We start from the raw sequence: 20,440 nt of genomic DNA, 5'->3' as shown, positions 1-20,440 counted from the left end.
TCTCTCCTTCGCTTACAGGGAGTAGTACATATCAAATTCGATAGGATGAGTAGTCATACGGAAACGTGTGACATCTTCCATCTTCAAATTGATATACGCATCAATCATGGACTCAGTGAATACACCACCGCGAGTCAAGAACTCGTGATCTTTCTTCAATGCTTCCAATGCCTCTTCCAAGCTCGCGCAAACGGTTGGGATCTTTGCATCTTCTTCTGGTGGCAAGTCATACAAGTTCTTGTCAGCAGCTTCGCCTGGATGAATCTTGTTTTGAACGCCGTCCAAACCAGCCATCATCAATGCGGAGAAGCAGAGGTATGGGTTAGCCAATGGATCTGGGAAACGAGTTTCGATACGACGACCCTTAGGATTTGCTACGTGTGGAATACGGATAGAAGCAGAACGGTTACGTGCTGAGTAAGCTAACTTCACCGGCGCTTCAAAGCCTGGCACCAAACGCTTGTATGAGTTGGTACCTGGGTTAGTAATCGCATTCAATGCCTTAGCGTGCTTGATGATGCCGCCGATGTAGAACAATGCGAATTCTGACAAACCTGCGTAACCGTTACCAGCAAACAAGTTCTCGCCGTTCTTCCAAATAGATTGGTGAACGTGCATACCAGAACCGTTATCACCAACTACTGGCTTAGGCATGAAAGTTGCTGTCTTGCCATAAGCATGAGCAACGTTTTGAATGACATACTTCTGCCAGATAGTCCAGTCAGCGCGTTGTACCAATGTGCTGAACTTAGTGCCCAATTCGTTTTGACCTTGGCCAGCAACTTCATGGTGATGAACTTCAACTGGAATACCCAATGATTCGAGAATCAAACACATTTCAGAACGCATGTCTTGGAATGTATCTACAGGAGCAACTGGGAAGTAGCCGCCTTTTTTGCCTGGACGGTGACCAGTGTTGCCGCCTTCGATTTCAGCAGCCGAAGACCATGGAGCTTCTTCGGAATCAATCTTCACGAAGCAACCCTGCATGTCAGCACCCCAACGAACGCCGTCAAAAATAAAGAATTCTGGCTCTGGACCAAAGTAAGCTGTATCGCCCAAGCCAGTGCTCTTCAAATAGGCTTCAGCGCGCTTAGCAATAGAACGTGGGTCACGGTCATAACCTTTGCCATCAGCTGGCTCGATTACGTCACATGTAAGAACCAATGTTGGCTCTTCATAGAATGGATCAATATAAGCAGCTGTTGGATCTGGTTTGAGCAACATGTCTGATGCTTCAATACCCTTCCAACCAGCAATAGAAGAACCGTCAAATGCATGACCGCTCTCAAATTTGTCTTCGTCAAAAGCAGAGATAGGAACTGTCGTGTGTTGTTCTTTACCCTTTGTGTCTACAAAGCGGAAATCAACGAAAGTACATTCTTTCTCTTTAACTAACTTCATCACATCAGCGACGGTCTTCGTCATGCAAATCTCCTCTATTAACTAAATTCGGAATTAAAACTTAAGGCATACACCCTTGTTTATTCCAGGCACCAAACATGCCTTATGGATGTATGTAATTTACTGAAGCAAACAAATGGGAACTCTCATTATTGCACTGTTTAAGTGCTGAAATATCCCTCAGATAAGCTCAAATACCCCTATTTGCACCTTTTTAGTGCAAATAGTTTTAGACGATATCGTGGATTTCGTAACCCAGCTCTTGGGTGCCTGCCCTGAGGGCAATCCAGGCGCTTTCTAGGAGGTTGGCATTGCCTTTAATACCCAACTCAATGTGGCGCTGGGCATACACGCCACCCCTGGTGGCATCGCCTACTGATGGCAAGCTAAAGACCTTTACTCCAGGAAAGTTGGCCTCTATACGCTCCATTAAGGGAGTCAAAGTTGACTCAATCCCCTTCGGGACGATAAAACTCTGCTCAGCCCAATTCTCTTGGTGGAATAGATCCTTGTAATGGGTATCCAAGCACCATGCCATCATCGGCGCTGCCATTACCGGGAAGCCTGGCACAAAGTGATGCTCCTGAATTCGAAAGCCCGGAATTTGGTTGTAGGGGTTAGGAATGATTTCGCTGCCAATGGGAAATTCACCCATCTTGAAGCGATGTTGATTTTCTGTAGTGCTGAGATCTGCCTTAATCGGATCCCCTTCTGCCATCGACTGAATTCTGCCGGCAATCAATTCTTTTGCAGTTGGGTGCAATTCAATTTTTGTACCTAAGGCTAAAGCAGCGCATTGACGAGTATGGTCATCTGGCGTTGCGCCAATACCGCCTGTACTAAACACGACATCCCCGCTTGCAAAGCTCTCTTTTAGCGTGGCAGTAATTTGCGCAGGATCATCGGCAACATATTTAGCCCAGGCAAGGCTGAGGCCACGCTCGTTGAGAAGCTCAATCATTTTGCTCATGTGTTTGTCTTGACGGCGACCTGACAAGATTTCATCACCGATCACGATTAAACCGAAGCGACGTTGCGCTGCAGCTGCCACATCTTTTGGTTCGTCTATTTCAACTTTTTTCATTTCATCAACTATCTTATTAGCCATCGTATTAACCGTGAAACGGAAGTTCCATATCCACTACACGTGATTCCACTGTCAGCGCTTTATCCAACTCTTCCTCTCTCAGTTGCTTTAGTGCATCCAATAGGAAGTAACTAAACCACAAAGCAGCAAAGATAAAGATCAAAGAATAAATCCAAAGTGCTATGAAGCTTACGATCGGGAACAACACCAAAGCCAATGCAGAGGTGGCCCAAAAGAATGTAGGCACCGCACCTAGCATTCCGGATGCAATGCCCATGCAGAGCAAAGGCCAACGATATTTTTCAAGTAAGAGATCGCGCTCTTCCGAGCTGGCATGTTTTGCTAATACGTCATAGGACATGAGTCGCATCGTTAACCATCCCCAGAGCAAGGGAGGCAAGACAGCGACAAGTGGAGGCACCCACCAAACCGGCAGAGTCAACATCACGAGAGCCAGACAAATCATGGCCGACCACAATGAGTAAATCAAACTGCCGAAGAACCCGCCGCCTTGTTTACATTCGAGATCATGAAATTGGGAATTTCTTGAAGCAATTTTGACAATTGCAGGGACGGTCGAAAAGGCAATGAATACGAGCAAGCTGATTGTGATCAGCGGAATGATCAGCATGACAAAAAATAATGGCGCTATCCATGCTCGCGCGTTATCAAATCCTGCCCAAACAAGACCTTCTTGAATCCAGCTGGTAAATATAGAAGTAGTTAGAAAGACACTTAATGCTTCAAGTGCAGGCGTCCATGTAAGCCAGATAAGACAACCCCACAGCACGGAAACAATCAGAAATGGTCTTAAGCTGAGCCACAACATCCGTGGATGCATAGTCCCAACCAAAGCCATGCCAAATGATTTAAATACCTGCTGCAAGCCGACCATACAACTCCTATTGCCTTGAGACTTGAAGTCTACTTAGGCATGATTTCTTTAAAGGCATGAACAAGACCTTGCCACTGTTGTGTAAGGATATTTTGCGAAACCGTTAGGTTTCTTACCCCTGTAGGATAGACCTCTTTAGGAAAGATGGCCGTTCTAAACAACATATCCCACCATGGGAATAAAACACCAAAGTTACAACCTCCTAATACACCGGGCTTACCTTTAGCTTCGTGACCATATCCAACGGCATGGTGCATGCGGTGAAACATAGGCGATACCAATAGATATTTAGCGGGGCCTAAATGGGTCTTGATATTGGCATGCTGCCAACTTTGCAGAAATTCACTTAAAGCAATCAGCAAAATGAATTGGCCTGGCGATACTCCAAACATCAACGCAACAAAAGACATCACCACTGCCCGCATGATGTCATCCAATATGTGATTGCGATTGTCAGACCAAGCAGTCATGACTGTTTGACTGTGATGCAAAGCATGTAACTGCCACCACCAGTTAAATACGTGAGACGCACGGTGGTAGAGATAGTCAACGAAATCTAGCAATATCAAATAAATCAGGAAGCTAATAGCCGGAATAGAAGTTACACCAGGCCACCATGACTCGACGTTTAAACGATCGAAACGGAAATCGTGCAGGATGGAGTCGACCCCGAAGAAGAATCCAGACAAAGCGATAAATACTAGGCCATGAAAAATGCCCAAGCGATGAAACAAGGTGTACAAGACATCAGCTCGAGTTGCTTTCGCAAAACGCTCTTGCTTTTCTGCTGGGGCGAGGCGCTCCCAAGTTCTTAGGACAACAATGATTAAGAAAATTTGGATGCAGCCAAACAAAAACCAATCAAGTCCATCAAATACATCTTCAGCCCAAGCCATTAAATCGAATTGATATAAAACTGGGGCCACTATATTTGCAAACAGAAACTCCTGAACGCTAGCGTACGCGGCTGAAATTGCAGAAGTGATGGCATTGAGATCCATGCTTTATTTTGACTGATTTACGGGATTCTTGGGCAGCAGTCCAAAGCAGAATCCACGAGCCTTGAGATTAACAATGAGCTGCTCCAATACGGCGGGCGCCCAAGGGTCTTTTCTGGACCAAATCCCCAAATGTGCCATGGTGATATCGCCATCCTTAAGATTGCGGCTCGCCTTATCCAGAAGAGTGCCATTGGGGTGTTTATCAGAGTTCAGCTCATCACCCAAAAATCCAGCGGGATCCCAGCCAATATGCTCATATCCACACATATTGCCCATGCGGATCAAGGCAGGAGAAGTTTTGCCGCCAGGCGCACGCCATATCTTTTGAATCGGATGATCGGTGAGCTCTTGAAAACGCTGATCTACACGGCGAATTTCTTTACACATAGCTGCCTCGTTATAGAGTACTGTCATACCTGCTTTAGGACCAAACTGAGGCTTCTCAAATACCTCACCTTTAGGACCATCTTTAACAAAATAAGTATGGTCATAGGTATGGCTACCAAAGTGATGCCCCTCTTTAACGCGTTCTTGCCAATAAGTCTTCCAAGAATCATCTAAAGAAAAATCACCGCGGAGAGTTTTTTCATTCGCCAAGAAAAATGTGGCTTTCACATTTTGTCGCTTCAGAATTTCCGCCACCTTTTCAGCGACCGCCATATTTCCAGTGTCAAAGGTGAGGTAAACCTTTTTATTACATTCTGCAGGCTGAGCAGAGACTCCCAATGAAAAACAGCCGAGCAAAAGCACGGCTGCAATACGTATGAATACCTTATAACTCATGCATTTCATGTTGACACTTATTCCCATCCAGCCCTTGGGGTAAAGAAAACTCCATGAGGCGACTTACCCACTGGAATAACAGTAACTAACTTCATGGTTGGGATATCGATGACTCCAACCTTTTTTGAGAAACGCAAGGTAACCCAAAGCGTTTTTCCGTCAGGAGTAATTTCCATGTCATCCGGTCCCGCTGGGAGCCCAGTGATATCACCAACCTTTTCCAGGGTTTGCATATTGATCAGGCTAATTGTGGAGGCAATACGGTTGCTCACAAATACATGCTTCTTATCCCCTAGAGGGCGGAAGTTATGTGCGCCCTTCCCTGTTGGGATGCGTTTTACTTCTTTGCGATTTTTCCAGTCGATCACCTGGACATTATCTTCACCAGTAATGCCAACCAATAAGTACTGATCACCAGGCGTCATCCATAAGCCCGCAGGAACCTTACCTGTCGGCATAACCCACAATACATTTTGTGTTTCAAGATCAATAGCAGCAAGCTCGTTTGAGTCTTGCAAAGTAATGAATGCAATTTTGCTATCCGCTGTAAATGCAATATGGCTTGGAGTCTTTGCTAATTTCACAGTCTTCGCTAATTTCAGATTTGCGCCATCGGCAGCATAAATATCGACACGGTCTAAGCGATTACCGTTTGCCACGAACCATTTGTGATTTGGGGAGTATCCAATTTGGTATGGATCGATAATGTTTGGAATTCTGCCAGTCAATTCGCCAGTTGTTGGATTCATTAAAGCCACATCATTGCCTGCCGCATTTGCGATCAGCAAAGTCTTTTGATCTGGCGTCAACATCAGATGGTGAGGTTCTTTACCTACTGGAATTGTTTTGATGACCTGGCGAGTAGTCATATCAATCAAACTGACTGAAGCTTCGCCAGAATTGAGAATCACCGCCAACTTAGGCTGATTTGCAGCTATTGGTGCTGCAGCATTACTAGCTTGCGCAAATGCATTTTGATTGACTAAAAGGAGGGTCAATAAAGCGGAGGTCGCAATTGTGCGAAAACCTCTAATCTTGATAAATGTATACATACCCCCATTGTAAGCAATTAGGAGGGTCAAAATGACCTCTAGGCTGCAATGGATTTGACTTAGCGCAAGCTGGCTAAAACCTTTTCGAGGCGCTTTAAGGACATCGGAGTTGGTGTTTTCAGCTCCTGGGCATATAAAGCCACCCTCAGCTCTTCCAGTTGCCAACGAAAATCCATTAAGGCCTGGTCTTCGGCCATTGCATAGGATGAGCCACCCTTATTTCCCTGTATCAGTTTTTGCCATGGACGCGCAACCGATTCCCAATCTTTTTGACACTGAGCGTCGCGACTTGGGTTGGAACGTAATTTATCAATCCGCATCGCAATAGCTTTTAAGTATCGCGGCACATGTACCAGTTGGGCATATGGTATCTCTGCCACAAATTTGGGAAATATCAAGCCTTGCATCTGCGCCTGAATATCTGCATAAGCACTCGGTGATGCAGCTTTTGCACTAGCGATCTTTTTCTGTAAATCTGCATGGGCTTGTAATGCATTTAATGCGTGACGAGAAACCTCTTGGGCGATGAGTGCCAATCTTGGCTTTCCTGCTTGTAAACGCTCGGTAAATTGCTCAGCATTGACTGGCAATGGCTCAGTCATGTAAGCACGTTCAAGAGCTAGATTCAAAATCTGATCAATTAATCCCTCTACTGAGCCCACATTAATAAAGAGCAAGCCTAATTCTCGAATACCTGGCAACTGTTTTTGCAAAGCCTTGAGCGTATCTTTATTACTCAGAGCAAATAGACGTCGCAGCCCTAAACCATGTTGTTTACGAGCTTCCTCAAGATCATCAAATACCTCAAGATCGCAGAAGTCGCCGCGGTCAACTAATGCGGGATAACCAAATAAGGTTTTATTGCCTTTTTGTATTTCTAATGTTTCAGGCAGCTCCCCAAACTCCCAAGTACGGTAACCGCCCTGCTCCACCTTACGAGTCGTATCTGCAGTATTTTTACCGCCAGTTGAATTGGCTTTATTTTTTTCGCCTACCGGAGGCTCTACGCCTAACTCGACCTGGGCTGTTTCCTGAGCAATTGCTTGGAAAGCGTTTCGGGCAGTCTGCCCATACTCAGATCGTAAGCGCGCTAAATTGCGTTCCACCTCCAACTGTCGCCCATGCTCGTCAATCAAGCGGAAGTTCATAGATGAGTGCAAAGGCAAAGCCTCTGGCCTGAAATCCGTGCGCTTAATTTCCAATCCGCGCTCTTTGCGAATATCTCCGATCAAACTATCCAAGAAGTCACCAACACCAAATTGCTTCTCTTCAAGCTTGCGCTCCAGAAAAGATTTAGCGTAATCCGGTAGCGGCACACAATGACGGCGAAGTTTCTGAGGTAAAGATTTGAGTAGGAGAAGCACTTTCTCCTCACACATGCCTGGCACAAGCCACTCACAACGACGCCCATCTACTTGGTTTAACTGCGTCAAAGGAACAACAAGTGTCACACCATCTTTAGGGCTTCCAGGTTCAAAGTGATAAGTCAGGCTTAGCTGTGCCCCGCCCACCAGCATCGACTTAGGATAGCGATCCACAGTAATGCCTGCCGCCTCGTGACGCATCAGGTCTGCTTTTTCTAGGCGAAGCTGAGCATCCAACTCACTTCCTTGGCTTTTATCTTCTCCGCTTTTTTTAGCTAACCACACTTTAAGACTTTCTCGACTACACACTCCTTTTGGAATACGAGACTCGTAGAACGCAAATAGCAACTCATCATCCACCAAAACATCTGGTCGACGTGAGCGATGCTCTAAGGCTTCAATCTCTTTTATGAGACGACGGTTATGCCAAAAGAATCCAAACAGATTTGGGTATTTTTTCTTGGCATCAGTTTCAGTCTCGCGTTGCAACGCTGGCGTATCCATGCGCCCAAACATTTCTTCTTGGACTAATGCCTGACGAATAAATAGCTCTCTTGCTTCATTGGGGTTATGAGGTTCATAACGAACGCGGCGGCCATGGTAGATAGGCAGGCCGTACAAAGTGCCACGCTCAAATGCCATGACCTCGCCCTGACGGTTATCCCAGAACGGATCACTCAAAGACTTAATCAGGCGATGAGCAGCAACCCGCTCTACCCATTGCGGCTCAATCTTTGCAATGGTTCTGGCATACATGCGATTGGTTTCTTGTAGTTCACCAGCCAAAATCCAGGCACCCGCCTTTTTGCCAATGGTAGAGCCAGGCCAGATAAATGGACGTATACCTCGGGCACCAACGTAACCACCGGTCTTGCTATTGCGATCTTGAGATTTTTCATCCTCTTCTTTTTTGGCGACATACCCAAGCAAGCCAGTCAATAAAGAAAGATGGACTTGTTCATAAGTTGCGGCCAGACTATTTTCCTTCCAGCCCTTCTCGCCGAGCATCGTATGGAGTTGACCATGGACATCGCGCCATTCGCGTAAGCGACGGGGTGACAGAAACTTACTCTTGCAGAGATTCTCTAGCTGACGATTGCTGTGCTTATGTTGCAAAGCGTCCTGATACCAATTCCAGAGCTTTACGAAACTCAAAAACTCAGAGCGCTCATCAGCAAATTGCAAATGCGCTTGATCTGCAGCGGCAGCCTGATCCATAGGCCGATCTCTTGGGTCTTGGGTAGCTAACGCTGAAGCAATGATGGTTACTTCCTTTAAAGAATTCTGCTCTTTTGCAGCCAGCAACATACGTCCAATACGAGGATCTAACGGCAAATCTGCCAACTGCTTACCAATAGCAGTGAGTTTGAAGCTGTTGTTGATGTCCTTGCCATCAGCTGGTTCTGCTTCATCAAATTCAATTGCGCCTAACTCATCTAAAAGTTGTACGCCATCTGCAATTGCTCTGCCTAGTGGCTTATCAATAAATGGAAAGTGCTGAATCTTTGGCAAGCGTAAGGAGCTCATGCGCAACAACACTGCCGCTAATGAACTTCGCAATATTTCAGGGTCAGTAAATTTAGGGCGGCCTTGATAATCTTGCTCGCTATACAAGCGCACGCAGATGCCATCCGATACACGACCGCAACGCCCCGCCCTTTGATTGGCAGCTGCTTGCGAGATCGGCTCTATTTGGAGCTGCTCGACCTTATTACGATATGAGTAGCGCTTTACTCTCGCTAGGCCGCTATCGATCACATACCGAATATTGGGAACCGTTAATGAAGTCTCTGCCACGTTGGTTGTCAGAATGATTCTGCGACCATTACCCGGACTAAATACTCTTTCTTGCTCGGCAACGGACTGACGCGCAAACAAACTCAGAACCTCCGGATGAAAGCGCTGCTGCAGGACATGATCTTTACGTAAAGCCTCTGCGCAATCACGGATCTCACGCTCGCCCGGTAAGAAGACCAATACGTCTCCAGCGCCAGCGGCGCCTTCACGCCATAAGCTAGCAATCTCTTCGGTAACGGCATCCGGAATTTCTTTGGATGTCTTGGATTCCTTTTTGCCGTCAGGCTTGGCATCTGGCTCTAGCGGTGCGTAGCGCTGCTCCACCGGAAACAGTCGACCACTGACCTCGATTACTGGTGCTACCTTGCCATTCATTGCAAAGTGCTCTGCAAATCGCTGGGCATCAATCGTTGCTGAAGTGATGATCAACTTAAGATCGGGTCGCTTCGGTAGGAGCTGACGCAAATAACCCAATAAGAAATCAATATTGAGGCTGCGCTCATGCGCCTCATCGATGATGAGCGTGTCATAAGCGCGTAAGTGTGAGTCACGCTGCGTCTCGGCTAGCAGGATGCCATCTGTCATCAGTTTGATAGAGGCTGTATTGCTAGTCTTGTCGGCAAAACGCACTTGGTAGCCAACATCCTGGCCAATGGGTGAACCTAACTCTTGAGCAATGCGCTTGGCTGTGGCAGTCGCTGCGATCCTGCGCGGCTGGGTGTGGCCAATGAGCTTGCCACCATTAATGGTGCCTCGACCTAGATCCAAACAGATCTTTGGTAGCTGCGTGGTCTTACCTGAGCCCGTCTCTCCGCACACAATGACCACCTGGTGGCTCTGCAGGGCATCCTTGATCAGCTGACGCTGACCAGAGACCGGCAAATCCTCCGGAAAGCGAATATCTAGCTTCCGCAAGGTGTTGGAAGCAGGCACAGGCTTTGGGAATGCTTTGGGTTTTTGTTGGTTTATAGGCTCTTGCACCCTATAATTTTCTCACTATGCCGACAAATGCACCAAATCAGGCCACATTGGCCGAAGAAACGACCTCCAACTTCCCTTTTGTAGGGTGGCTGCGTGATGTTGCGCCCTATATTCATAGCTTCCGCGAAAAGACCTTTGTGATTGCTTTTGCGGGTGAGCTCGTACAAGAAATCGGTCTTGAGAACCTGATTGAAGATATCGCCATGTTGCACGCCATGGGCATGCGTATTGTTTTGGTTCATGGCATTCGCCCGCAAATTGAAGAGCAGCTCATGCTCCGCAACATTAAAAGTAAGTTCGGTAAGAGTGCAATGCACAGCTACCGGATTACCGATGCTGCCGCACTAGAGTGTGTCAAAGAAGCTGCCGGTGAATTACGTCTGGATATTGAGGCGGCATTTAGTCGTGGTCTTCCAAATACTCCAATGGCTGGTTCACGCATTTCAGTGATCTCTGGCAACTTTATTACTGCTATGCCGGTAGGTGTTGTTGAGGGTACTGACTACATTCATACAGGACTGGTTCGTAAAGTGGACTCTGGTTCGATTAGACAGTCTCTGGATAGCAACAAAATTGTTTTGCTTTCACCTTTAGGTTTTTCACCAACAGGCCAAGCATTCAACTTGGCGTATGAAGATGTAGCGGCATCCACTGCTGCAGCGCTCAAAGCAGATAAGCTGATTTTCTTAAGTCCATATGCTGGTCTTAAGGATGCTGAGGGTGACTTCATTACTGAACTGTCAATGCCACAACTACAAGAATATGTCGCGCAGAACAAAGATATGGACTTTGGTATGAAGGGTCTGTTGAATACTGCTGGTAGAGCAATTCGGGCGGGCGTTAGCCGCGTCCACTTCCTCCCATGCAATCAAGATGGCGCCCTCCTGGAAGAACTCTTTACCCATGATGGTATTGGCATGATGCTAGCTTCATCCGATATTGAGAACTTACGTGAAGCCAACCAAGATGACGTTGGCGGCATTTTGCAATTAACTATGCCTCTAGAAGATGAGGGCATCTTAGCTGCACGCGGTCAAGATGTGATTGAGCGCGATATTCAGCGCTTCTCCGTGATTGAGCATGATCGCGTTCTCTTTGGTTGCGCAGCACTCTTCCCTTTCCCAAATGGCGTTGGTGAGCTAGCATGCCTTGCTGTTGATCCTGATGTTCAAGGATCAGGTGACGGTGAGCGTCTGCTTAAGCGTGTTGAGATGCGCGCCAAACAAGAAGGCATCAAAAAATTATTTGTTCTTACGACAAGAACTGAGCACTGGTTCTTAAAGCGCGGCTTTAAACGGGCGTCAGTGGATGACTTGCCTGAAGAAAGAAAACAAATTTATAACTGGGACCGCAAGTCCATGGTTTTAACTAAAGATTTATAAGAAATCTAAGCATCTTAAGAATCACTAGAAAGGCATTACAGATGGCACGCATGGTTCAATGTATCAAACTCAATAAAGAAGCTGAAGGTATGGATTTCGCCCCTCTTCCTGGAGAGCTGGGTAAAAAGATTTGGAATCAAGTTTCGAAAGAAGCTTGGGCTGGTTGGTTAAAGCAGCAAACCATGTTAATTAACGAAAATCGCCTCAATATGGCAGATCCACGCGCGCGCCAATACCTCTTAAAGCAGGTAGAAAAGTATTTCTTTGAGGGTGGTGCGGATATGGCGCAAGGTTACGTCCCTCCAGCAGAATAAATATTCATTACCTTTTAATTAAATATTGATTTGGGGTGTTGACACCGCCAAAGATAAGCGTAGGATGAAGTCGTGGTGAGGCAGTTATAGTGCCCTGCCACATTGGCGAAAGCCAATCTCAATAAGTACATCTATGTGCTTATAGGCTAAGGAACTAAATACCTTCCGAGCGCCTGCGCCATGCAAACCATGGCAAAACAACCCGATGGGGATACCCCGTCGGGTTTTTTATTTCCTAAAGAACGATACGCTCAACGCCTGCAGCATTACTCACTAGCAAAATATTGGCTTTTTCTTTGGCAAACAGGCCAACGGTGATTACGCCAGCAATTTGATTGATTTGCGCTTCCATCTGAACTGGGTTGGCAATCTTTAAACCTGCGACGTCCAAGATCCATCCACCGTTATCCGTAACAAACGGCTCAGCTGGTGTTTGATTGAGATCAGCGCGAGTATTTTTCGCCAAGCGGAGAGTTACCTTGCCGCCAAACCTCTCCAATTCGCGACTCACGACACCCTGAGCAAGAGGAATGATTTCTACTGGCAGCGCAAAGTTACCTAGAACCGGCACCTGCTTTGATGAGTCACAAATGCAAATGAATTGCTTTGCCATAGAGGCAATGATTTTTTCTCTAGTAAGTGCCCCACCGCCACCTTTAATCATATGTCCAGTTGGATCGATTTCATCTGCACCATCTACATAAGCAGGCAAGCCTTGGACATCGTTGGGATCAAGCACTTTAAAACCGTGCTTTAGCAAGCGCTCCGTAGTCGCATTAGAGCTAGATACCGTGCCTGCAAAATGATCCTTATGCGGAGCTAGCGCATCAATAAAGCAATTGGCAGTAGAGCCTGTGCCCACTCCCAAAACCTGTCCAGCGGGCAACTTGAGAACTTCATCTCTGGCCGCCTCACCTACCATTTGCTTGAGTTGATCTTGATTCATATAGCTATCAAACGCCTTTACTGGAACTGATTAATTAATCCATCTATCATATGATATTCACAAGCAAACCACTTTAGAGCATTGAGCAAGCCCATGAACAGCACCGCCTCAGCATTAAGCCAGTTAGAACAACTCAAGAAACTCACTACGGTTGTAGCCGATACAGGCGATTTTGAGCGTATGCAGGCCTTCCAACCGCAGGATGCGACTACCAACCCCTCGCTGATTCTAAAAGCTGCTCAGCAAAGCAATTACCAGGATTTAGTGAAGTCTGTAAAAGCAGCCCATCCAGGCATGAACCCAACCGACCTCGTGGATTACATCTTGGTTGCATTTGGCTTGGAGATTTTGAAGATTGTCCCTGGTCGTGTTTCTACCGAAGTGGATGCCAGACTTTCTTTTGATACTAAAGGAACTGTTGCCAAAGCCAAGCATTTAATTGCCCTATACGAATCTCACGGAATTGATCGCAATCGCATTCTGATTAAATTAGCCGGCACATGGGAGGGCATTGCTGCCGCAAAAGAATTAGAAGCCCAAGGCATTCATTGCAATATGACCTTACTCTTCTCTTTAGTTCAAGCAGCAGCCTGTGGCGCAGCCAATGCCAAATTGATCTCTCCATTTGTGGGTCGCATTACTGATTGGAATAAAGCTAAGCTTGGTGCCAACTGGAGCGATACCGCCAATGGCGGAGCAAATGATCCAGGCGTGATTTCAGTGAAGAGAATTTTTCATTACTACAAGCACTTTGGCATCCCAACCGAAATCATGGGTGCAAGTTTCAGAAACACTAGCCAGATACTGGAGTTGGCAGGCGTCGACCTACTAACCATTAGCCCTGAACTATTGGCGGAACTTAAAAGTAGTAATGCGTCTGTTGAGAAAAAACTTAATCCCGTTAATGCTCAAGCGGCATTACAGGCTGAAGGCATTAAGCCCCTTAAGCTCGATGAGTCCAATTTCCGCCTGCAACTCAATAATGATGCCATGGCAACCGAGAAATTAGCTGAAGGCATTCGGAACTTCTGCGTGGATACTGAGAAGCTAGAGGCGCTACTGGCTAGTTGATTGACCAGTAGTAATTTTTAATACCGCTTACTTCTTGCCGGTATTAATACCCAGTATTGAGTAAGCGGGGCAATTACCAATCATTCCCGTTAACAATGGAACGATCCCTATCCAGGCCCAGGGGCCGGTAATACCAAAACCAGCTAAACCCATCAGAGTTACGCCAACAGTCATTCGCAGAACGCGATCTGTATGTCCCATATTGCATTTCATATGAAGCTCCTTATTTTACTTGGCAGCTTTGTCAGATACTTTGGCTAGGCGCTGTCTTAATGCCTCATACAAGCATACGCCACTTGCAACCGATACATTCAAACTGGAGACCACCCCCTGCATTGGGATACGGACTAGCTCGTCACAGTTTTCTTTTGTGAGGCGACGCATGCCCTCGCCTTCGGCCCCCATGACAATACCAATAGAGCCCGTAAGATCGATGTCATAGATCGACTTAGTCGCTTCATCATCCGTACCAATCAGCCAAACTCCCGCTTCTTGCATTTCTTTCATGCTACGAACAAGATTGGTAACAGTAATCACAGGCATGACTTCTGCTGCGCCACTGGATACCTTGCTTACGGTGGCATTAATGGATGCTGAGCGATCTTTAGGGATTACAACTGCATCTACACCAGCACCATCCGCTACGCGCAGACATGCACCAAAGTTATGGGGATCAGTAACACCGTCCAAAACCAAAAATAATGGTTTCTTCTGCGCACTCTCTGCATCTTCAACCACTTCAGTAATGGTTCTGGCAACAGTCATTTTTTCAGCCAAAGCAACTACACCTTGGTGACGGTCATGCCCAGTTAACTTATGGAGACGTTCAGCGTCTGCTGCATGCAAACGCTCACCCAGAATCTCTTCGGCTTGCTTTAAAAAATCACCCATGCGCCTGTCGCGACGACCAGAATCAAAGTACACCGACTTCAAACTGCCCGGATCTACTCGTAAACGCGCTTGTACCGCATGAAATCCAACTAATATTTGTTTCATTTTCTTTTCTAACTTAATTTCTATACAGAGTGTCTTTATTTGCGGCGCGCTTTAGTGCTGCGAACTGGAGGCTTGCTACCCGTCGGTTTACCAACAGATCTTCCAGGTTTGCTGGTCTTGGCGCTTTTGCGAGTGGCTTTGCTCTTTGACTGGTTAGCACCTAGTGTGCCCGCAGATTTAGCCGCATTCACATTGATACCACTAGGCTTTTGCGGGATCTTATTATCCGGACGACTCTTTTTAGAAGCTGCTTTTTTATTGGGTCTACCAGTATCAGTTGCCAACAATAACTGACGGCGGTTAGATGATCCGCCAGGCTCTGCTCCAACTGACTTAACTAAGCTAAATTCAATCTTGCGAGCATCTAAATCAACGCGACTTACCAATACATGCATACGATCACCTAAGCGATAACGTATTCCAGTACGCTCACCGCGCAATTCTTGGCGCGCTTCGTCATATTGGAAGTAATCTCCGCCGAGTTCAGTGACATGCACCATACCCTCGACGAACAGATTTTCCAACTGAATGAATAAGCCAAAGTTGGCTACGCCAGTGACTGTACCCGCATACTCTTGACCCAAGTGGTCGCGCATGTAGTAACACTTGAGCCATGCTTCAACATCACGAGATGCTTCATCAGCACGGCGCTCATTGGATGAGCAGTGAACACCTAATTGACCCCAGATTGGCAATGCGGCATTTACGCCTTTAGGTGTTTTTGCACCCTTGACCCCTGCTTTTGCATCGCTTTGGGATTTCTTGGCATTAACTGCATTCTCACGACCCTTACCTTTACGTGGCAGAGTGAGGTTGAGAGGCACCTTCGGCGGCAAGACTGGTACGTAAGGCTTTTTCTGGAGGATCGACTTGATTACGCGATGCGTTAGCAAGTCAGGGTAGCGACGAATTGGGCTAGTGAAGTGAGAGTAAGCTGGATAAGCCAAGCCAAAGTGGCCTTCGTTATCTGGCTGGTACATAGCCTGCTGCATAGAGCGCAACACAACCGACTGCAGCATATTGGCATCTGGCCGCTCTTTAATTTCACGCATCAATTTAGCGTAATCGCGTGGCTTAGGTTTATCGCCGCCGCCCAATGAGAGACCGGAGGTTCTGAGAACTTGGCGCAAAGTAACCAACTTCTCTTCTGATGGCTCACCGTGAACACGATACAAGCTGAGGTGCTTATTTTTATCAATGAAGTCTGCGGCACAAACGTTAGCAGTCAACATACACTCTTCAATTAAGCGGTGTGCATCATTGCGGAGACGTGGCTCAATCCTCAGAATCTTGCCTAGCTCATTGCTAATGATTTGAGTCTCAGTTGTTTCAAACTCAATTGCACCCCGCTTCTCACGGGCTGATAACAAAATCTTAAACAACGAGTAGAGATTTGTTAGTAATGGGCGGAACTGTGCAAAGCGAGTTGCTTCAGGACCCTTGCTGTTAGAAAGAATCTCCCAAACAGTGTCGTAAGTGAATCTTTGTGCTGAGTGCATTACCGCTGGATAGAACTGATATGCCAACACAATACCGTTGTTATCCACAACAGAATCGCAAACCATACACAAGCGATCTACACCCGGATTAAGAGAGCAAAGACCATTGGAGATCTTTTCTGGCAGCATTGGGATCACACGCCTTGGGAAATACACCGAAGTAGCGCGCAACAAACCTTCATCATCCAATGGCTGACCAGGTTTAACGTAATGCGATACGTCAGCAATTGCCACGATTAAACGCCAAGCCTTAGTCTGGCCGTACATAACCGGCTCACAGTAAACCGCATCATCAAAATCTCGTGCGTCAGCACCATCGATCGTAACCAAGGGCACATCACGCAGATCAACACGACCTTCTAGATCAGCCTGCTGGACTGTATCCGGTAAGGCTGCGGCCTCTTTCATAGCAGCAGCAGAAAACTCATGGGGTACGCCATACTTACGCACAGCGATTTCGATTTCCATACCGGGATCGTCAATCTCACCCAAGACCTCTACTACGCGCCCAACCGCTTGGCGATAGCTATCTGGGTAATCGATAATCTCGACACTAACCACTTGGCCTAATTTGGCATTGCCCTGACCTTTTGGTGGAATCAAAATGTCATGGCCGATGCGCTTATCTTCTGGCGCAACAATCAAAACACCATTCTCATTTAAGAGGCGGCCGATAACTACTTTATTGACATGAAGAACAACTTCAACGATTTGACCTTCGGGACGACCGCGGCGGTCTGTACCCAGAACCCTAACATTGACTCTATCGCCGTGCATGACGCGAGACATTTCTCTTTCAGATAGAAAGATATCTTCGCCACCGTCATCGGGAATAACAAATCCAAATCCATCTCGATGCCCTTGAACTGTTCCTAAACGGTCAGCCTCACGTGGCACCAAGTCTTTTGCTTTACGCATTTAATTCCTTCGGCAATACATGCCCTGTCTATATATCTAGAGATATCTATTTTTGTTATGAATAAGGCTACTGTATCAAACCACCAAGTCCGATGGGAAAAAGCCAAATGGGGCCAGAAATGACCTAGAAATGCCCATCCCTCTATAATAAAGGCATGCCCAGGTGGCGAAATTGGTAGACGCACCAGCTTCAGGTGCTGGCGATCGTAAGGTTGTGGGGGTTCGAGTCCCTTCCTGGGCACCAAATAGCTTAAAGTCACCCAAAAGAGCCTAAATTCAGGGTTCTGTCGTTTCGTTGCTGAACCTCACTCCTTACTCACTAGACCAAATTGAACCCCGCGTTACTCAAAACCACGAGCAAGAAAAATAAAGGGATAAGCCTTTTTTCAGCCACTGCCCTTGGTATCGGCGGGATGATGGGTGCGGGACTGTTTTCCCTGTTGGGCACTGCAAGTGCTCATGCAGGAACACATATTCCGCTGGCCTTTTTGCTTGGCGCCATTGCTGCATCCTTCTCCGTCTATTCCTATGCCAAATTAGGTGCCACGTTTCCTAGTAGTGGAGGAGCTGCCACATTCACCGTGATGAGTTTTGGCCCAGGCGTTATTTCTGGCGGTCTCAATATATTTCAATTCATAGCCTACCTAATTGCCGCCGCGCTTTACGCTGCGGGTTTTTCTGAATACGCTAACACCTTACTTGGCGGCAATTTATCGCCGCTAGAAGTAAAGTTAGTTAGCGCAGGCATAGTAGTTTTTTGCGCCGGGATTAAATTGCTTGGCACCAATTTTGTTGGCAAAGTCGAGGCACTGGCGATTGGCTTTGTGACAATTGCTCTAATACTCTTTTCTATAGATGGCATTTATGTTGCCGATATTGGCGCACATAAGATGTCGAACTGGTCTATCAATGGCATTGCTATTGCTACCGGCATTTTGTACATCAACTATCAAGGCTTTGGTGTAGTCACCAACTCTTCCAATGCCATGCAAGAGCCTCGCAAGGAACTTCCGCTGGCAATGTTTTCAGCGCTTGTGCTGGTAACTATTGCCTATGTTCTAGTAAGTACCGCAGCCATCCTGCTACTATCCCCCGCCCAAATGGCAGCCTATAACGGCCATGTATTGGCGGACGCGGCCCAAATAGTAGCCGGTAAGACAGGCTTTGTTGTAATTGGTGCGTCTGCCCTTTTAGCCTGTGCTGCAGCTCTAAATGCCACGATCTTTGCCGCATCTAATATCGCTGCTGACATGGCCAATAAGAACTCGATCTCCAAAGCACTTGGCGAGTCCGTTCTAACAACAGGGTTACGCTCTTTAACTGTATCTACCGTTTTGGTTATTGCTTTGGTATTAGCTTTCCCACTAGAGGTGGTTGGAAAAATGGCGAGTCTCGCCTTTTTATTGGTCTACGCCGCAATTACGTATGGACATATTCGTGTGCGGAAGCAAACTGGCGCCAAGCTTTGGCCACTCTGGGCCGCAATCATCATCAACCTAAGCTTGTTTGTAACTTTATTGATCAATGTGATTGAGAGTGCTCGAGGAAGTGCAATCGCTCTCATTGCCGCCTTAATTGGATCTTTTGCGATAGAAGCCACTTCTCGTAAATTTCTGAGAAAGAAATTACAAGCCCATTGAGCGGTGCAAGATTTTTGCTTTCATTTCCAACCAGAGACTTTCGAAGTCTTCAGTCTTTTCTTCGGACAGCTGAATAGGAGCAAAGAGACCCCCAAAAATAATGGAACCCTTCTTGACTAGAGTCTTCTCAAACTCTCCCAAGCCAATTGGCTTATCGTCCATATCCCTAGTCAGCTGAGCAGAACAGACAATCGCTTGAGCATCATCCTTATCAATCACAGCAAACTCAATATATTGCTGATTTTTTTCAACAATCACCAGAGTGCCGCGAGCATAGCAAACAGCATCATGCTGCTGAACGATATATGCCAGAAATTGATTCTTTTCTTCCTCTTTCTCATAAGGGAGATCATCTATAAAGAAAAGGTATTGGTCACCCTCGCCATTTACCAAAGTAAAGACCTTCGGCACCACGCCATGACCCAAGGCCAAATTACGGTAGTAGGATGAAATTTCTACAGCGAGATTTTCTGAAAATAAGTGCATATAAATTCAAGGACAGATTACTCTTTACGAGTTTTAATGGATTCAATAATTTTATAGAAGGCATCCGGCTGTACCGAATTCTGCCCTTTAAATGGCTGATCCGTAATGACCAAAAGCGAGATCAAAGCCCCCATTGTGATTGGCAGAATCTTTAAGCCAAAGAAAAAAGAGTCGGATGGCAGAAATAAAGTATTGGTCCCCATCAGTGCAAACATACAAATCAGAATAACTATCCAAAATAAACCTGGCAGCCTAATAGTGGAGCGCTCTATACGAGCCTCCCTGCTCTCCGCGACCTCTTCTGACTTCTTAATGATGTCGGTGTACATGGCTGTTTGCCGATTACTATGAGGCTCAATCGCCATGAGCTTCCGAGAAATGCTCCGCCATAACATATGGGTCTTAGAGCTCCCCTCACCTTTTTGCAATAAAGCCCATTCGTCATTGACGATGGAATTCATATACTCAAATAGCTCCGCACGTATAGGCCCAATAGATGGATCTCCAAATCGAGTCAGCAAACGATCCAAGTTATTGATGCGACCTGCCTCTTGAGAAACTAAGGTCTGGACCTCGCGAAAATTAGTTTGCGCTTGATTCAGTAAAAAACCAATCAACAAACCACTTAAAGTAATGATGGATCCAAAAAGACCCAAGCCCAATCTAGTGCTGTCTTGGGTTGGCGCAAAGATGGGAATACATTGCAATAAGCGTGGCAATACATCAAGCAAAGTAACAAAAAAGAGGATCAGTATTAGTAAAATTTGGATATTACTTTTTTTGTATATCCAATTGAAGAGCACATCTTCACGTCGAGTGTTCAT

17 protein-coding genes and 1 tRNA gene are annotated in these 20,440 nt (G+C 46.4%); 5 read left to right on the top strand and 13 right to left on the bottom strand.

The genetic code is table 11. The features are described 5' to 3' along the window. Window positions 1–12: 12 nt before the first annotated feature. The 7 genes from glnA to hrpA all read right to left on the bottom strand — a co-directional run bounded on the left by glnA (window position 13) and on the right by hrpA (window position 10,316). Complete coding sequence (gene glnA / locus QMF28_RS03965) at window positions 13–1,428, bottom strand: type I glutamate--ammonia ligase (RefSeq protein WP_068321215.1); 1,416 nt, start codon at window positions 1,426–1,428, stop codon at window positions 13–15. Window positions 1,429–1,633: 205 nt separating this feature from the next. After that, on the bottom strand, window positions 1,634–2,488 hold the full coding sequence (locus QMF28_RS03960) for a competence/damage-inducible protein A (protein ID WP_281743363.1): 855 nt from the start codon (window positions 2,486–2,488) through the stop codon (window positions 1,634–1,636). A gap of 28 nt (window positions 2,489–2,516) precedes the next feature. After that, window positions 2,517–3,386 (bottom strand): EI24 domain-containing protein, encoded by an 870-nt coding sequence (locus tag QMF28_RS03955; RefSeq protein WP_281743362.1) that lies wholly within the window; start codon window positions 3,384–3,386, stop codon window positions 2,517–2,519. Between the two features lie 29 nt (window positions 3,387–3,415). Then, window positions 3,416–4,387, bottom strand: a complete 972-nt coding sequence (locus QMF28_RS03950) for a sterol desaturase family protein (RefSeq protein ID WP_281743361.1) — start codon at window positions 4,385–4,387, stop codon at window positions 3,416–3,418. A gap of 3 nt (window positions 4,388–4,390) precedes the next feature. Beyond that, window positions 4,391–5,170, bottom strand: a complete 780-nt coding sequence (locus QMF28_RS03945; RefSeq protein ID WP_281743360.1) for a polysaccharide deacetylase family protein — start codon at window positions 5,168–5,170, stop codon at window positions 4,391–4,393. Window positions 5,171–5,187: 17 nt separating this feature from the next. Further along, window positions 5,188–6,222, bottom strand: coding sequence for a YVTN family beta-propeller repeat protein (locus QMF28_RS03940; protein ID WP_281743359.1), 1,035 nt, complete (start codon window positions 6,220–6,222; stop codon window positions 5,188–5,190). Between the two features lie 59 nt (window positions 6,223–6,281). Then, complete coding sequence (gene hrpA, locus QMF28_RS03935; RefSeq protein ID WP_345739974.1) at window positions 6,282–10,316, bottom strand: ATP-dependent RNA helicase HrpA; 4,035 nt, start codon at window positions 10,314–10,316, stop codon at window positions 6,282–6,284. 65 nt (window positions 10,317–10,381) lie between these two features. Between hrpA and argA the strand changes: the two genes are divergently transcribed. Beyond that, on the top strand, window positions 10,382–11,746 hold the full coding sequence (gene argA, locus QMF28_RS03930) for an amino-acid N-acetyltransferase (RefSeq protein ID WP_281743357.1): 1,365 nt from the start codon (window positions 10,382–10,384) through the stop codon (window positions 11,744–11,746). A 41-nt stretch (window positions 11,747–11,787) separates the two neighbouring features. Next, window positions 11,788–12,060: an oxidative damage protection protein gene (locus QMF28_RS03925; protein ID WP_068321192.1), complete on the top strand. Its 273-nt coding sequence runs from the start codon at window positions 11,788–11,790 to the stop codon at window positions 12,058–12,060. Between the two features lie 235 nt (window positions 12,061–12,295). Here QMF28_RS03925 and rpiA read toward each other — a convergent pair whose 3' ends face one another. Beyond that, window positions 12,296–13,006 (bottom strand): ribose-5-phosphate isomerase RpiA, encoded by a 711-nt coding sequence (gene rpiA / locus QMF28_RS03920; RefSeq protein ID WP_281743356.1) that lies wholly within the window; start codon window positions 13,004–13,006, stop codon window positions 12,296–12,298. A gap of 93 nt (window positions 13,007–13,099) precedes the next feature. Here rpiA and tal point away from each other — a divergent pair, with 93 nt between their 5' ends. Continuing rightward, complete coding sequence (gene tal, locus QMF28_RS03915; RefSeq protein WP_281743355.1) at window positions 13,100–14,077, top strand: transaldolase; 978 nt, start codon at window positions 13,100–13,102, stop codon at window positions 14,075–14,077. A 27-nt stretch (window positions 14,078–14,104) separates the two neighbouring features. On the opposite strand, the gene QMF28_RS03910 is transcribed toward tal, so the two are convergent. From QMF28_RS03910 to rnr, 3 genes are read right to left on the bottom strand one after another with little or no spacing between them, the layout of a single operon-like run. Beyond that, window positions 14,105–14,290 carry a YgaP family membrane protein gene (locus QMF28_RS03910; RefSeq protein ID WP_216214490.1) on the bottom strand — a complete coding sequence of 62 codons (186 nt, stop codon included), beginning with the start codon at window positions 14,288–14,290 and terminating at the stop codon, window positions 14,105–14,107. Between the two features lie 15 nt (window positions 14,291–14,305). Then, a complete protein-coding gene (gene rlmB, locus QMF28_RS03905) occupies window positions 14,306–15,073 on the bottom strand; it encodes a 23S rRNA (guanosine(2251)-2'-O)-methyltransferase RlmB (RefSeq protein ID WP_281743354.1) in 768 nt (255 codons plus the stop codon). A 35-nt stretch (window positions 15,074–15,108) separates the two neighbouring features. Next, window positions 15,109–17,490, bottom strand: a complete 2,382-nt coding sequence (gene rnr, locus QMF28_RS03900; RefSeq protein WP_281743353.1) for a ribonuclease R — start codon at window positions 17,488–17,490, stop codon at window positions 15,109–15,111. A gap of 157 nt (window positions 17,491–17,647) precedes the next feature. On the opposite strand from rnr, the gene QMF28_RS03895 reads away from it, so the two are divergent. Together QMF28_RS03895 and QMF28_RS03890 are read left to right on the top strand one after the other, a co-directional pair. Next, a tRNA-Leu gene (locus tag QMF28_RS03895) sits at window positions 17,648–17,734 on the top strand. 85 nt (window positions 17,735–17,819) lie between these two features. Next, window positions 17,820–19,130, top strand: coding sequence for an APC family permease (locus QMF28_RS03890; RefSeq protein WP_281743352.1), 1,311 nt, complete (start codon window positions 17,820–17,822; stop codon window positions 19,128–19,130). Here the strand turns inward: QMF28_RS03890 and QMF28_RS03885 are convergent. Beyond that, complete coding sequence (locus QMF28_RS03885) at window positions 19,116–19,616, bottom strand: hypothetical protein (RefSeq protein ID WP_068321173.1); 501 nt, start codon at window positions 19,614–19,616, stop codon at window positions 19,116–19,118. The genes QMF28_RS03890 and QMF28_RS03885 overlap by 15 nt on opposite strands. Before the next feature lie 17 nt (window positions 19,617–19,633). Beyond that, complete coding sequence (locus QMF28_RS03880) at window positions 19,634–20,440, bottom strand: bestrophin-like domain (RefSeq protein ID WP_068321171.1); 807 nt, start codon at window positions 20,438–20,440, stop codon at window positions 19,634–19,636.

The organism is Polynucleobacter yangtzensis (genome assembly GCF_027924165.1).
Classification (GTDB): domain Bacteria; phylum Pseudomonadota; class Gammaproteobacteria; order Burkholderiales; family Burkholderiaceae; genus Polynucleobacter; species Polynucleobacter yangtzensis.
This window is presented reverse-complemented; position numbering and strand designations above follow the sequence as displayed.

What these genes read in the sequence shown, in the direction of transcription:
- glnA (WP_068321215.1), bottom strand. Translation starts at nt 1,428, where the DNA reads ATGACGAAGACCGTCGCTGATGTGATGAAGTTAGTTAAAGAGAAAGAA.
- QMF28_RS03960 (WP_281743363.1), bottom strand. Translation starts at nt 2,488, where the DNA reads ATGAAAAAAGTTGAAATAGACGAACCAAAAGATGTGGCAGCTGCAGCG.
- QMF28_RS03955 (WP_281743362.1), bottom strand. Translation starts at nt 3,386, where the DNA reads ATGGTCGGCTTGCAGCAGGTATTTAAATCATTTGGCATGGCTTTGGTT.
- QMF28_RS03950 (WP_281743361.1), bottom strand. Translation starts at nt 4,387, where the DNA reads ATGGATCTCAATGCCATCACTTCTGCAATTTCAGCCGCGTACGCTAGC.
- QMF28_RS03945 (WP_281743360.1), bottom strand. Translation starts at nt 5,170, where the DNA reads ATGAGTTATAAGGTATTCATACGTATTGCAGCCGTGCTTTTGCTCGGC.
- QMF28_RS03940 (WP_281743359.1), bottom strand. Translation starts at nt 6,222, where the DNA reads ATGTATACATTTATCAAGATTAGAGGTTTTCGCACAATTGCGACCTCC.
- argA (WP_281743357.1), top strand. Translation starts at nt 10,382, where the DNA reads ATGCCGACAAATGCACCAAATCAGGCCACATTGGCCGAAGAAACGACC.
- QMF28_RS03925 (WP_068321192.1), top strand. Translation starts at nt 11,788, where the DNA reads ATGGCACGCATGGTTCAATGTATCAAACTCAATAAAGAAGCTGAAGGT.
- rpiA (WP_281743356.1), bottom strand. Translation starts at nt 13,006, where the DNA reads ATGAATCAAGATCAACTCAAGCAAATGGTAGGTGAGGCGGCCAGAGAT.
- tal (WP_281743355.1), top strand. Translation starts at nt 13,100, where the DNA reads ATGAACAGCACCGCCTCAGCATTAAGCCAGTTAGAACAACTCAAGAAA.
- QMF28_RS03910 (WP_216214490.1), bottom strand. Translation starts at nt 14,290, where the DNA reads ATGAAATGCAATATGGGACATACAGATCGCGTTCTGCGAATGACTGTT.
- rlmB (WP_281743354.1), bottom strand. Translation starts at nt 15,073, where the DNA reads ATGAAACAAATATTAGTTGGATTTCATGCGGTACAAGCGCGTTTACGA.
- rnr (WP_281743353.1), bottom strand. Translation starts at nt 17,490, where the DNA reads ATGCGTAAAGCAAAAGACTTGGTGCCACGTGAGGCTGACCGTTTAGGA.
- QMF28_RS03885 (WP_068321173.1), bottom strand. Translation starts at nt 19,616, where the DNA reads ATGCACTTATTTTCAGAAAATCTCGCTGTAGAAATTTCATCCTACTAC.
- QMF28_RS03880 (WP_068321171.1), bottom strand. Translation starts at nt 20,440, where the DNA reads ATGAACACTCGACGTGAAGATGTGCTCTTCAATTGGATATACAAAAAA.